The sequence below is a fragment of the Flavobacterium petrolei genome (genome assembly GCF_003314435.2).
Lineage (GTDB): Bacteria > Bacteroidota > Bacteroidia > Flavobacteriales > Flavobacteriaceae > Flavobacterium > Flavobacterium petrolei.
In genome coordinates, this window is the sequence record NZ_QNVY02000001.1 from 881359 (window position 1) to 895060 (window position 13702).

At 29.1% G+C, this 13702-nt stretch carries 11 protein-coding genes; 4 read left to right on the top strand and 7 right to left on the bottom strand.

All coding sequences use genetic code 11. The annotated features are described in order from the left end of the window. Positions 1 to 28 precede the first annotated feature (28 nt). From DR871_RS03890 to DR871_RS03910, 5 genes are all read right to left on the bottom strand, one after another. On the bottom strand, positions 29 to 1288 hold the full coding sequence (locus tag DR871_RS03890; RefSeq protein WP_113664775.1) for an McrC family protein: 1260 nt from the start codon (positions 1286 to 1288) through the stop codon (positions 29 to 31). Further along, positions 1281 to 4055 carry an AAA family ATPase gene (locus tag DR871_RS03895; RefSeq protein WP_113664774.1) on the bottom strand — a complete coding sequence of 925 codons (2775 nt, stop codon included), beginning with the start codon at positions 4053 to 4055 and terminating at the stop codon, positions 1281 to 1283. The genes DR871_RS03890 and DR871_RS03895 overlap by 8 nt, the downstream gene beginning before the upstream one ends. 65 nt (positions 4056 to 4120) lie before the next feature. After that, positions 4121 to 4564 carry a hypothetical protein gene (locus DR871_RS03900; RefSeq protein WP_113664773.1) on the bottom strand — a complete coding sequence of 148 codons (444 nt, stop codon included), beginning with the start codon at positions 4562 to 4564 and terminating at the stop codon, positions 4121 to 4123. 56 nt (positions 4565 to 4620) lie between these two features. Continuing rightward, positions 4621 to 5496 (bottom strand): phospholipase D-like domain-containing protein, encoded by an 876-nt coding sequence (locus DR871_RS03905; RefSeq protein WP_129752521.1) that lies wholly within the window; start codon positions 5494 to 5496, stop codon positions 4621 to 4623. Between the two features lie 41 nt (positions 5497 to 5537). After that, positions 5538 to 8708, bottom strand: a complete 3171-nt coding sequence (locus DR871_RS03910; RefSeq protein ID WP_113664771.1) for an Eco57I restriction-modification methylase domain-containing protein — start codon at positions 8706 to 8708, stop codon at positions 5538 to 5540. A 274-nt stretch (positions 8709 to 8982) separates the two neighbouring features. On the opposite strand from DR871_RS03910, the gene DR871_RS03915 reads away from it, so the two are divergent. The 3 genes from DR871_RS03915 to DR871_RS03925 all read left to right on the top strand — a co-directional run bounded on the left by DR871_RS03915 (position 8983) and on the right by DR871_RS03925 (position 10576). Continuing rightward, positions 8983 to 9387, top strand: a complete 405-nt coding sequence (locus tag DR871_RS03915) for a hypothetical protein (protein ID WP_113665450.1) — start codon at positions 8983 to 8985, stop codon at positions 9385 to 9387. A 97-nt stretch (positions 9388 to 9484) separates the two neighbouring features. Then, positions 9485 to 9943 carry a JAB domain-containing protein gene (locus DR871_RS03920; RefSeq protein WP_113664770.1) on the top strand — a complete coding sequence of 153 codons (459 nt, stop codon included), beginning with the start codon at positions 9485 to 9487 and terminating at the stop codon, positions 9941 to 9943. A 120-nt stretch (positions 9944 to 10063) separates the two neighbouring features. Continuing rightward, a complete protein-coding gene (locus DR871_RS03925; RefSeq protein WP_113664769.1) occupies positions 10064 to 10576 on the top strand; it encodes a hypothetical protein in 513 nt (170 codons plus the stop codon). Here the strand turns inward: DR871_RS03925 and DR871_RS03930 are convergent. After that, the gene (locus DR871_RS03930) at positions 10573 to 10785 is read right to left on the bottom strand and encodes a helix-turn-helix domain-containing protein (protein WP_113664768.1); all 213 of its coding nucleotides are present in this window, start codon (positions 10783 to 10785) and stop codon (positions 10573 to 10575) included. The genes DR871_RS03925 and DR871_RS03930 overlap by 4 nt on opposite strands. 134 nt (positions 10786 to 10919) lie before the next feature. Between DR871_RS03930 and DR871_RS03935 the strand changes: the two genes are divergently transcribed. Continuing rightward, positions 10920 to 11690, top strand: a complete 771-nt coding sequence (locus DR871_RS03935; protein ID WP_129752522.1) for a hypothetical protein — start codon at positions 10920 to 10922, stop codon at positions 11688 to 11690. Positions 11691 to 12624: 934 nt separating this feature from the next. Here the strand turns inward: DR871_RS03935 and DR871_RS03940 are convergent. Further along, complete coding sequence (locus tag DR871_RS03940; protein ID WP_113664765.1) at positions 12625 to 13692, bottom strand: SDR family oxidoreductase; 1068 nt, start codon at positions 13690 to 13692, stop codon at positions 12625 to 12627. Positions 13693 to 13702 lie beyond the last annotated feature (10 nt).

Below are 13702 nucleotides of genomic sequence, written 5' to 3' on the forward strand. Positions count from 1 at the left end.
GTTAAGTCTTGATTCTTGTTGCAGCAATTTATAAAACTAATAGCAACTTATCAACTTTTAGTTTACTATATATTTCATCGGCAGTTCTCTCACTACTTCTCAAACAATTATTCTCTAAAACACCAACAAAACCTAACTTACACTTCTTTTTTAATCCATCAAAGTGATAAACTCCAAACTTACTATCCTCTTGGTTTACTTTTGGATATAGCAACATACTCTTTTCTGCCTCCCAATGTAGGTTATAGGTAAACATTTGCTTTAAATCATCATCAGAAGGGCTTCTAGAATCCACTATTTTCCATTTAGTGTCTATGACAAATATTTCTTTTATATCAGAGGTTATAACTATATCAGGTCTAATGGTTTTGTGTTCCCAAAAACCTGTTTTATTTTGGAAATTAACACTATACCCATCTGGCTTATGTTTATGCAAAATTCTATAAATGTATTCTTCCCAAAGTTTATTCATGTCAAACAAAAGCGTGAGCATATTGTCATTTCCTGAATTCAAATTAGGAGAGTAATTTAGGATTAGCATTTTCGCTATATCTACAGCTTTATGATAAGGCAATGACTTTCTGTCTAAATTGATCTTATCAAAATGTTTTGCATTGATATTGATTTCTTTATAATCATAGAATTCAAATAACAACCTGTTTAGTTTATCTTTTAAATGATTGCTTACAAGTGAATCTAAAACCTTTAATCCTTTTAATAGTATATGATGAAGTAAATGTTCTTTGTCATAAATTTGGTGCTCACAATAAAAATATTCCTTATGAACTATGTTCTTTTGAATGTTCTGTGAAAACAACAATTTTCCTCTAAGAGCTAATTGATTGCTTTGAACTCTTCTATATTTTTTAATTAACCCTCTCTTTATTAAGCTTTCTACTTCATTTAAGTACATTTCAAAATATACTTCTAAAATTGAATTGTATCTTTTGCTTAAATTGGTTTCAGATACATTGTCAACTGTAATGTTTTTACAAATCCGAAGCATATTTAAAAGTACACCTTGCCACTTTTTCTTCTGTTCTTCTGAATTTGAATTATCATTGTCAGCTTTAGGTAATATCTCAATAGTTAGACCTCCTATCTGAATTACGCCTACATAACTATTAAACTGAACCCCTTTATGAATTACAGTATAATATTTACTCTGGTTCTTTTCATTGTATTTGGTTAAAGCATCAAAATGCCTTTCCTCAAAATCAGGGAATTTTACATCACCTAATCTCAATTTCTGATATTCAAAAACTTGTATAAAATTTTTATTACTCATAAATTGAAATGAAATGTTCTGCTCCTAAATTCATAGGGTTTTTAATCTCATAAACAAGCTTGTCAGTTAATAGACTTCTATCCTCATAATCATCAAACTTTGCAAAAATATCTGTCTTATCAGTATTAGTGTTTTTGATAAAATGTTCTCCTAAAACTAAACCTATTTTACCGAAATCTCCAAAGAAATATTCCTCTAATAAGGGAATGATTTTATCCTTAAAAACTAATTGCAGATCTTCAAAAGTCAAAATATTTATGAAAAAAGAATGCCCTATTTTGTGGTCTTTATCTATTAAAATTTCAATCCTTTTATTAATTTTTTCTAACATTTTAATCATATCTATCATACTGCCATCAATAGAAATAACACCATTTGTATTGTGTTCATCTTTTAATACATCTAAATTAGGTTGCATTTCTACAAATGAAAATCGTCTCCTTAAAGCTGTGTCTAATGATTCTACACTTCTATCAGCAGTATTCATTGTTCCAATGATATAAAGGTTATCCGGAACAGAAAACTTATCTCTGGAATATGGTAATTCAACTTCTAAAACTTCTGTATTTGGTTTTAGAATTCCTTTCCTTTTATCCTCTTCTATTAATGTTATAAGCTCTCCAAATATAGCAGAAATGTTACCCCTATTTATTTCATCTATAATTAATACATACTTCTGTTGCTGATTTTTAGAATGTTCTATAGAAAAATTATATTTTACTTTCAAATAATCAATTACACCATTAAAATAGCCTTCCCAACCATCAAACTTATCTTCTCCATTTAGTTGTTTAAGAATATTCTCCTTGGTTAACGTACCTTGTTTTAACTTATTAGCACCTGTATGAAGTGATAGGTTATTATTTCTGTTTAAAGAAATAGAAAATTTATATCCTTTAGGTGTCTCAAGTTCTAAGGTTTCAACTCCAATTAGTTCTTCTATTAATTTAGAATAACAATCTTCAAAATTATTAGCATTTTTTTCTTGAGCTGTTGAACACATTTCTTTAAAAATACCTTTCTTAATTTCATATTGGATATTAGATGAATCTATGTTGTCCATAACAGGTTTAATCCCCTCAACAAAGTCTTCATAACTAATACTTTGGTGAAAAGTGGTAAAATTAATCTGATTGTTTTCTTTCAGTTCATTATAAACTTTAGTAAGCTCTTCTCTATCTTTAATCTTGTTTCCTGTAATTATTTCAACAGCTAGTTCTTTTGTTTTAAATGTTTTTCCTGTTCCTGGAGCACCGTATAAAATTTGATTTAAAGGGAATTTCATTTTTGTTTTGTTTTCGGGATTAGTGTTAACAATTAATGACTTATTTGATATAGCTTTTCTAACTAACTCCCCAGCAGAGGCTTCAAACTGAATTAATCCATCAAATAGTTCATCAACTATATTTTCAGAATCAAGGTCGTATCTTTCTTTCAGCCTTATACTTCTAGATTTTTCCCATTTAAACCATTCAGAGTCATCTGGCAATTGAATATTTTTTTCAAAAAAATCATTTTCTGATTTATTTTTAGATTCAAAATGTATGTTTATAGTTAGGGTTTTAGTTTTAGGAATTTTATAAATTTCATAATGGGCATTTACATCATTAATATTGTCATTATCTAGTATCCAAACAAAATCAGGAGCGGTATCTCTAAATTTATAGTTTTCAATTGGAGAGTCTTCTAATAAAATTAAATCTTTTAATTCTTCTATAATCTCCTTAAATTTTAAAACATCATTAGCGTCAAAGTGAGATGCAACAGTATATATAAAATCTTGCACTAATAAATGTAAACTGTCATCTTGATAGTTGTTGCTTTCAGATGTGAAGATTCTATACTCTTCAATAAAACTTGCATCTTGTTTTATGAAATCCAGAACATCATTTGCAATACCTATAAATTTTACAAAATTTTCTTTCTCACCTGGCTTTATACTTGGAATGTTTAGTTTTTCACAAAATGCCTTAACCATTGAGTGTTTATATAAAAAATATTTTTCAGGATATTGTAAAGATAGATACAACCCAATTGCTCTTAAATCCTTGTGACTATGATAATTCAGTTTTTTGTTAGGTACAAACTTTTGTAATTCAGGTAGTTTTAAATTATAAAAATCAATAAATGCTTTGATCCTTTCAGTTAAGGGTAATTCTTCGTTGAATAAGGTATTGAAAATCTCAATAGTTTCGCTTCTAAATTTTTCAAACATCCAATTAGTATGTTCAATTGGAAAAAAATTACCACTTAGCCATAGGTTTTTAGAACCTTCAACTTCAAATGCTTTTTTAAACATTTCTGCTTTGTCTTCAACATTCCACTTCCATTTCTCATAGACTTGTTTAAGAACATTCCATTTGTATTTCTCCTGATGTTCTTTTGCTGGCTTTTTGAAATATTCTTTATATTTTACCCAATATTCTGAAAGCTTTTTTTTGTCTAATTCAGGTAAAATATCTTTTGGCTGGATTATAGAGTCTAACTTTTCAGGTTGCTCTTTTTTATATCTCAATAATGCATTCATGGCGTTTCTGTAGGTGCCACTAGAAATATCCCCAATCTCAGAGTATTTGCCCTCACGCCCATAATCAACAACAACATTCTCAAGATCATTAATATTTAAATCAAATAAATTAATATTGAGATCTTTAATCTCATTATAGTGTTTCTCTAAATATGGAATTGCGGTTTTATAATTATATGCAGTGCTAGTTGCTTTATTATCTTCTTCAACTAACCATTTCTCGAAGCTTTCTATATTCATAATTATTTCTAATTTTATGTACCTAACTCCAAGTTTTGTTTGGAAATTAGTTATCTGCTATTTTTTTAATGCTTTAATCCTAGATCTTTATAGAATAATTCCAATGTTTTTTTAAATAAATTTAATTTTTCAATTCTATTTGAAATAAAAAAAGGTTTTGTATTGTGCAAATAAATGTGAGCCATTTTGCCTTTTTTATGCCAATAAAATTTACAGCCTTTATACATAAACTCACATTGCTTTTTTACAAATAATTCAGATATTTCTTCAAGTTGAGTCTCAGAAAAATTGAATATTATTGTTACCCTGTAATCAATAGACACATCAATATTTGGGAAATAATTCTTGCACTGAGAATGATAAACATCATATATCATAAATGGTTCAAAAACTTTATCATCAAAAAAATCATTTAACTCTTTACAGTTTTGGACAATTTTTTCAAATGTAGGTTTCACATATGGATCTTCACTTCCTGTGTTATTAACAAATCTTATAGAATTCGGCATGATATTTAATTTTTTTTGAACTGTTTATAATTTCCTCTTTAGTAAACACATAATAATCAAATCCATACCCTATTTTTATCTCTAACTTTAAGCACTTTAATAAAATCACTTTTTAAAATAGTATTAGTTATTTCAATATAATCATTAACTAATTTAGTAATCTCAAATTTACCCTGAGGAAGAAAATCAAGATAATAAAATGATGAATGTGAAGTTAAGAGTTCAAAATCATATTTATAAAATAAGTTGAAATTTATCTCCTCAATCTTTTTTAAAATCATCTCGCAATCTGGTCTACTTTTTTTGATTTTAATGACATATTTGCAATCAATCATTACATCACAAAATGGTAATACATCCCCACAAAATAAATAAGTTGAACTCATTTTAATATTAGAATATGAAAAATAAGATGAGAATATTTGGTGTGATTTGTCAACTTCAAATTCACTTAATTCTATATCCTCTCTTAAGCTGCGGTGTTGTAACCTGACTAAATTGGTTTTTCCTGAGACTAAGTGTTTAGTGTTTATTTCTACAGGCGTGACTTTTTCCTCTTTTGATTTAACATTTACAATGTACTTATTTACATATTTAACTAATTCAGTTCTTTCTGCTTCGTTTTCAGTTTGATAAGCGATGTCAATTGAGTTTATATCAGAATAGTGTGTTATATTGAGAGAAGTTACTATTGCATAATTATCATTTATATAAACTTTTGCATGTAGGTCTTGAACTAATAAAGGCTGAATGTTTAACTGCCTTAAACTAAGTAAGTCATTATTTTTTGCATTTTTCCGAATAATGAAATTAATGTTAATACCTTTTTTTAAAGATTTTGATAAACATTTTTTCATTTTTTCCCAATTAGTCATTTCAACATAAGGAGAAACAATGATTAGGTTTTTTTCTGCATCATCTATTAAGGTCATTATTTTAGACGCTATTTCCAATGGGGGTATAAACTTCATATCTAACTATTTTCTACAATTGATATTTCCTCTTCACTTAACCCATACAAATCATACACCATCTTATCAATAGCTTTATCAGTTTCATCAATTGTGGCTTTTAACTCTAATGCTTTTTTTGATTCTTCTATAAAGTAATCTTCCCATTCTGCTTCTTGAGACAAAGACAGTTTTACTTTCTTTTTACCAAGTTCTTTGATGAAGTCTGAATAAGACAATAAGTACCAATCCTGTAGTTTCTTTGGCAAATCCTCTAACTCAAATTTCCTCTTAACGGTTCTTTGGAATTTTTGTAAAACCTCTTGAAAATGATTATTTTTATCAATTAAAAAATTTGAATTTTCTTCATATTTTGAAATATCTGCAGGGATTTTAATTGGTATTGTTTCAATATATGGTCTTCTAAAATCTAAATACCCCCCTTGCAGAGTAGATGCAATAGATTTTAAATAAAAATAAGTGAGCTTAGAGTTTAAAATTGGTAAAATATATTTCAACTCAGTAGAAATAAAAAAATTATTATCTGAAAGAGAATACTCTCCTGTAGAATCAAAATAGAAATTACATTGATTATTAATCCTTGGATATATTATTTTCGGTTTAAACAAAAATTCAGCATTTTTACTTCCATATCTACTTAAACACCACCAATTAAACCTACCTTCTTTTACCTCTGGTCTATTCGAAAGCAACTCTTTATTTTTAAGTAAATAATTTTTAATATTCTCTTCATATTCTAAATCATACTCCCATGGAATATAAAGTAAATACAAATCATCAAAAGAGAGATTATTTCTTTTAACTTCTTTACCAGTCACAATTTTTCTGATGAAAGATCTATTTTTTGCATTGATTAAATTATCCGCAGTATTTTTATTAATGATGAACACTTCATTTTTACCAGTTGAAACACCTCTAAAAATTTTGTTATTTACAATTTCTTTTAAAGTAGTTGAATTATTTTTTAATTTATCTAACAAATTACTATTACTACTATCTTGAAATTGCCAACTATCTTCCTGAAAAGAAGTATAATTTACCTTTACTGATTTCTGTTTTAATAAATTTAATGGGTCACTTGATGTTTCTTTTTTATTAATTTCTGAGTAAATAAAATAGTCCTTAGAATAATTTTTATTTTTATTTAAAACATAGATAATTGGATAGGTCGTAGCATCATCAAAAACGGGATAATCATCAAAATCAAAAAGTAATTCTAAGTTTGTATCCTGTTTAATAACATTTCTGATTTCTTTACCATAAGTTGCTTTTAAAAACTTGTTTGGAAGAATAAAAGAGAAAAGACCATTTTGATTTATTAACCTAATTCCTTTTTCGATAAAATAAGTATATAAATCTGCAACACTATTATAACATTTGTAGTTTTTTTCTAAATAAGGTTTAATGTCTTTGAATAATTCTTGTCTTACATAAGGTGGGTTCCCAATAATTACATCAAAACCTCCTTTTTCAAATATTTTAGGAAAGGCAACCTCCCAATTAAAAGCTTTGTCTCCTGCAACTTCAACATCTTCTATTAAAGAGTTACCACATTTAATATTGCTATTCAAATCATTTAGTTTTCTATTGGGTTGTGCAGTTCTTAACCATAAAGACAACTTAGCAATTTCTACACTTTCTTCATTTAAGTCAACTCCAAAAAGATTGTTTTCTAAAATGCTTTTCTCAACATCACTCAAAATCATTGCATCTCCAAACAACTTGGCCTGCAGTTCGTCAATGTACCTATGTTCAGTAATCAGGAAATCCAAAGCTTGGTTCAGGAAAGCTCCTGAGCCACAAGCTGGATCACAAATGGTAAGCTGCAATAACCAATCTCTATATTCACTAAGTTTATCTACAAGTATTTTTATAGTTTTCTTTTGGCGTTTTTTATCTGTAAAGTAGTCTTCTTCTATAATGTTAAGCTCTACTTTCTTTTCTGAACACAATTTCCCAACGGTATTGTCAACTATATATTTGGTAATGTATTTTGGGGTATAAAAAACTCCGTCTTTTTTTCTTCTAGTTTTTGTTTTATCAATTTCCTGTCCTTCAAGTTGGGCTTTTACTTCATCTAAATCATTGAGAGAATTTTCAAAAATATGTCCCAGAATATTTACATCTACTTCACTGGCAAAATCATAATTACTTAAATTTTCAGTGTATTTAAACAATATACCATCATCTATTTTTAGGGAGTTTAGTATTTCATCTTCCTTAAATAATCCACCATTATAAGCGAAAATTTGATACTCTTCTTTCTGCTGTATAGCAGTTTCATGAAATGCAGGTAAAGAAACTTTTGCTCCTGTATTTAGATCTTCAAAATATATTTTATACCTGTCATATAAAGAAACTTCAATACGCATTTGCCTTAATTGTTGCCACTCTTTATTAATCCTGAAGATTAAATTAGTAGGTAACAATTGTCTGTCTTCTGCAAAGAATACAAAAAGAAATCTATCTAACAGTTTTTGAGATTTTTGGAAGAGTTCTAAAGGTTCATATTGCGGATTTAATGCAACTAGATTTTGGTGTAACTCTCTCTTAAATAAAGAGTAATCCTTATATAGTTTTTTAGTGATTATATCTTCCTGACTTACAGATTCTTCTTTTATTCTTTTAGGAATATTTTTTTCTATATTATCATAAGCCAAGCACAAATAGAGTAGCTCAAATTCCTTCTGATTTAGTGTAAACAGATTAAATTCTATATGCTCAATAGCATTGTCAATGTAAAAACGAAGCTTTTCAAAATTAGAGGTAATTACATACACACAGTCTGGTTGATTATTTTTATAACCAAAAGCCTGAGATTCAATTTTCCCTAAATCAGTAGTGTTTGTTCCCTTTAATTCAATTACTGCTTTTACAGTATCATTTACTATAATAGCACCATCAGCTTTCTTGCTGTCTTTTACATTTTTATATTCTGTAGTAAGATTAAATTTTGTTTCTGAAGAGGATGCAGGTTTAGTATAGCCTAAGATTTTCACAAACAAATCTTCTAGAAATTCTCCTTGGTATTGCTCTTCTTTTAAACCTTTAATATCTTCTTGAACTTTGGGATTCAGAAAATGATTTCTAAACAAATTCCATTGATTTGCTAAATTGCTTTTATTCTGGGATTGAAGATATTTTGTGACTACTGAATTCTGAAATAAGGGCATAAAGTTCAAATATTAATTGTTTAAAAGTAATAAAAAAAAACCTACATATTTTTATAATTTTTTTTTAGATTTTTTGGGACTCAAATTTATCTTCGTTTAAACCACCCTGACAACACTCCCCCTCCTAACTAACCCCAACTCAATACCCCCACCCAGCACTAGCATATCAAAAATTTATTCCCGTAGATATAAGATACAAGTTGATAGCTGTATTTAAATCTACAGGTTTATGTGTTTGAATGCTAAAATGTTTAACTCAAAAAAAATCAAGAAAATGGTAAGAATTATTAACTACAAAAAAAGAGAAACAGAGGACGGGAAAGAATTCTTTGTACTCGAACTTCAAGGTGGAATTGAAATGGTTAAATCCAAAGAAACAGGTAAATTCTATGTTACAGCTAGAAAAGCTTCAATATCTTCAACTTTTGACGAACTGACTTGTCAGGCATTAATAGGAACTGAATTACCTGGAAAGGTGGAGAAAGTGGAATGTGAAGCTTATGAATACGTAATCAAAGATACTGGAGAGGTTATCACCTTAACCCATAGATTTGAATATGTTGAAGAAGAAAAAGCAACTACACCCAAAGTTGAAATGAGCAAATTGTCATTTAATGATGTTATGAAAGACAGGCAAGACGAAAACTCTTTTTCAAGCAATGGTCAATTGCAACATTAATTTCATCTAAAATATCCTCTATTCATGCAAACCTAGATGGTTAAAATGTATAGAGGATATTTAATTTATTTTCAAATTTTCTAAATACCCCTAAATTATGACAAATACCAATCCAATAAATGAATTAGCAGAGATACAGGTTTACTACTCTACACAAAATACTCAAAAAGAGAAGATTAATTCTGTGCAAACAGCTTACGAGTTCTTAATAAATTCTTGGGATCTAGGTACACTCGAACTTCAGGAAGAGTTCAAAGTTATTTTACTTAACAGAGCAAATGAAGCTTTGGGTATTTACTCTTTGTCCAAAGGTGGAATTACAGGAACTGTAGTAGATGTAAGATTATTATTTGCAGTAGCTCTCAAGTGTAATGCCTGTGGTATAATTGTCTCTCATAACCACCCATCTGGCAATACAAAACCAAGTGATGCTGATATTAGCTTAACAAAGAAAATTAAAAAATGTTCTGATTTACTTGATATTACTTTAATAGACCACTTAATCATTACTAAGAATATTTTTTATAGTTTTTCGAGTGAAGGAATGTTAACCTGAAAGAGTAAACTACTAAACACACACCTTAAAATAGCTAAATTTCCAATATTTACTTTTTTACCGATTACTATTAATAGCGTTTTCATTAATTTGCTGCTTAATACAACATTATTTTTTTAAATGGATAAGTTCAAAAAATATTTAAATTTCCCAAGAGAAGTAAGAATGCAATTCTTAAAAGATAGTATTGCAGAACTATATACATTTACAGATGATGATATTGAATTCTACAATGACAAATTAGATTTTAACATACTATCATACAATTCAAAAATTAAATGGAGTTATCCTCTATTGGAAAAATACAGAGACAAATGGGATTGGAATTCTATAGAACAGAATGACTTAATCACCAAAAAGTTTAATTTGGCTTTACTCTTTCCCGATAAGGTTACTTGTGAGTTATCTAAATGTACCTGTTTTAGAAATTTAGATTTTTGTGAAAACTTAGATTACAACTGCGAAAAGTTTGAAAAACCTGTAGCTATTGTTCCTCGGATAATAATCAAGGATCTATACGTTTACAGACTTATAGACTATTTGATTAGTATAAAAGGGATAAATGATAAGGCTCTATTAATGTTATATCTTCTTGATAAAGAACTAGAATTTGTGGGTAAAGATGATGATTAGAATTTAAAAAAATCAGCAATATTTACATTTAAAGCTTTAGCCACTACTTCCAATGTAGATAGCGTAGCATTGGCTCTACCTGCTTCTAATCTGGACATATTACTTTTTTCAAAGTTGCACCTAGCAGCCAAATCTTGTTGAGATATATTTTTCTCAACTCTAATTTCCTGAATACGCTTACCAACCTTTATTTGTAGTGACTCTTCCAAATTTTAATTATCTTTTACGATAAGTCAAAATTTGAACTATATTTGATTGTTCTGGTTATCATAAAAGACAACTAAGCGTTTATTTTACCACAATGAGGAAATCCGTAAGGGAATGATATAGAAAATAAATTACTTTGAAAAATCAATCTTATATAAAAATGAAAAGTCTATTATTAAGTACCGCCCTCTTCTTTGCCCATATCCTTGTAGCACAAGAAAGTAATACCATTAAATACGGGAACTTATTAGAGTTCCAAATTCCAGAAAAATACGAACTAAGAACAAATTCTAAAATAAATGAAGACAAAGACAAAATATTAAAGGAGTTAGATTTTAAAGGTTCTAAATCACAATATATTCTTCAACCTAAAGGAATGAATGATATATCTAACAAAATTAAATTGTATTCAAGGATATTAGTTAAAATTGAATACGGGAATTTTGACACCAATCAAAAAACTAGAGAATACTCTAAAGAATTTTTAGGCAAACTTGGCACATATTTTACGTCAACAATAGAAAAAATGCCAAATACACAAGTCCTGAAAACATCCTCAGTATCCAAAATAAATTTGAAAAACAAAAACTTTATTGATTTCGAATGCATCAGTAAAATAAACCAAGATCCTGAAATATTAGATAGAACATTGACCTTTATGGATAAAACTTATTTGATTCGTTTTACAATAAGCTACAGAGTTACTGAAGAGGAATATTGGAATAATGATATTCATGAATTTTTGAATAGTATAATTATAAAAGATAATGTAGTAAAAAAAGTATTGCCACAAAAACAACAAAATGTTCAAAAGAAAAAATTAACTCCCATGCAACTAAAAGTATTGCAAGATTCTAAAAACTATAATAATGATGCTTCAATAAGAAGTATGCAAGGCATTAAATAATTATTTAGGATTTTTTCAAATTTAAACACTTTGATTACCTCTTAGTGATGTCAAAAGTGATTTGTTTTGTAGCCACATAATCAAGTTTTTAGAATACATAAAATAATTAATCAATGATGGAATACTTATATTTGTTTTTAGCTTCAGTATCCTTAGTTGTACTAGTGTTCTTTTTACTAAATGCATTCTCTGATAAAATAAAACTTAAAACAGTTAATGTTATCTATGTGTACTTGTCTATTTGCTTTGGGCTGCCAATTCTTTATTTTGCATTAAACATAATATTTGCATTTTTAATGCTATGGTATTATTTCTTTGCAACAATCCTAATGTCTTTAGGTATTATGTCATTGCTAAAACCAAATTTGAAAACCTATAATAAAATTATCATTATAGTACTTATTGTAGTAACCCTGTATCTCTACTATGACTATAGGTCAATACTTGAAATTAAATTTGATGTTATATTAGATAATAAACGTATCTTTAATTCTAGTGAAAAATATTAAAAATATGAATTTATAGAAGTTGAGTTTAAGGCAAATTTTTATAATCATCATATTTATTCAGGTCAAACATAGGTTAAACATTTAAAATAAAAAGTGTGAAAAAATGCTAAAAAATGATAAATCATAGGCTAGCTAATAAGTTGTTTCACTACTATTTGTTAGTAAAAACTAAGAAATACAACGAATATGAGACTGACTGTTAATCAGAGGGTCCTTGGTTCGAGCCCAAGAGAGGGAGCTTTTTAAAAAGACTTTACAGCAATGTAAGGTCTTTTTTGTTTTAAGGCGGTAGTGAAAGTAATATAATTGGTAGGAAGTTATTAAACCAACTTTGCACATTCACGTTTACAAGAAATAAAAAAGAGGATTCAAAACAGTACGTTTTGAATCCTCTTTTTTTATTTCTTTCAGACTACTTAAGATAACTAAGGAATCAATCGGTCCGCGCGAAGCTGTTCAAACAAATCGTGAAAGGAATCTTCAGTACTTTGAAAAACAGGGAAACCAAGTTTGCGACTTTTAGACATATCCGTCATCACTTCTATCGGGCGTCCTAAATCAAGATCCGTATGCCAAGGAGAAGCCAGCTTGTTTAAATCAGACTCGTCAAGAGCATGTTTTGTAGCCATATTTTTCCAGACCGGAGCTTCTTGTATCATTTGTTCCTCAAGAGGATGAATCGTACCATCAAAACCTATTGCCTCTATCCCGAACGATTCCGCTAATTTGTTCCAAAGCCATTTCCAACGAAAAAAATCTCCATTGACCACGTTGAATGCTTCGTTACGAGCCGCAGCAGTAGTGGAAGCCCATATTAAATGTTCTGCCAAAACTCTGGCATCCGTAACATCCGAAAGTCCATTCCATTGTGCTGCTGAACCCGGCCACTGAAATGGCTTGCCTGTTTCTTTACAAATGCTGGCAAATACAGCGAGCGTCGTACCAAGATTCATTAAGTTGCCTACTGCTTTTCCTATAACCGTGTGCGGGCGGTGGATGCTCCATGTAAAACCATCTCGGGCTGCAGCAGCATAGACCTCATCTTCCTGAGCATAATAAAAATTCTCTAAATCAAGACGCGGCTGCTCTTCCCTAAGTGGAGTTTCGGGCAAAAATCCTTCTTTGGCGTAAGCCTCAAACGGTCCAAGATAATGTTTCAATCCTGTAACAAGTGCTACGTGTTGCACTGAATTTTTTGGAGATAATGCCTCGAGAAGGTTCCTTATCATCAAGCTATTTACCCGAATGTTTTCGGCTTCAGAATCCTGACGCATCCAAGTTGTAATGTAAATGTGAGTGGGAGAAATGTCTTTTAAAGCTGTTTTTAAATTCTGCAAATCCAAAAGATCTGCAGCAACAGGCTGAAGGTTCTCTATATCTTTTCGTGGATTTCTGGCTAACCCGAAAGTCGTCCACCCTTTAGCAATAAGTTTTTCTGCGAGATTGCTACCCGTTATTCCGGTTGCTCCAACAACTAGTGCTATATTTTCCATATTTCTGTTT

Bases quoted from the DNA above. Each gene is read 5' to 3' on its own strand.
- DR871_RS03910 (WP_113664771.1), bottom strand. From the start codon at position 8,708: ATGCCCTTATTTCAGAATTCAGTAGTCACAAAATATCTTCAATCCCAG.
- DR871_RS03925 (WP_113664769.1), top strand. From the start codon at position 10,064: ATGGATAAGTTCAAAAAATATTTAAATTTCCCAAGAGAAGTAAGAATG.
- DR871_RS03900 (WP_113664773.1), bottom strand. From the start codon at position 4,564: ATGCCGAATTCTATAAGATTTGTTAATAACACAGGAAGTGAAGATCCA.
- DR871_RS03890 (WP_113664775.1), bottom strand. From the start codon at position 1,288: ATGAGTAATAAAAATTTTATACAAGTTTTTGAATATCAGAAATTGAGA.
- DR871_RS03915 (WP_113665450.1), top strand. From the start codon at position 8,983: ATGGTAAGAATTATTAACTACAAAAAAAGAGAAACAGAGGACGGGAAA.
- DR871_RS03940 (WP_113664765.1), bottom strand. From the start codon at position 13,692: ATGGAAAATATAGCACTAGTTGTTGGAGCAACCGGAATAACGGGTAGC.
- DR871_RS03920 (WP_113664770.1), top strand. From the start codon at position 9,485: ATGACAAATACCAATCCAATAAATGAATTAGCAGAGATACAGGTTTAC.
- DR871_RS03905 (WP_129752521.1), bottom strand. From the start codon at position 5,496: ATGACCTTAATAGATGATGCAGAAAAAAACCTAATCATTGTTTCTCCT.
- DR871_RS03895 (WP_113664774.1), bottom strand. From the start codon at position 4,055: ATGAATATAGAAAGCTTCGAGAAATGGTTAGTTGAAGAAGATAATAAA.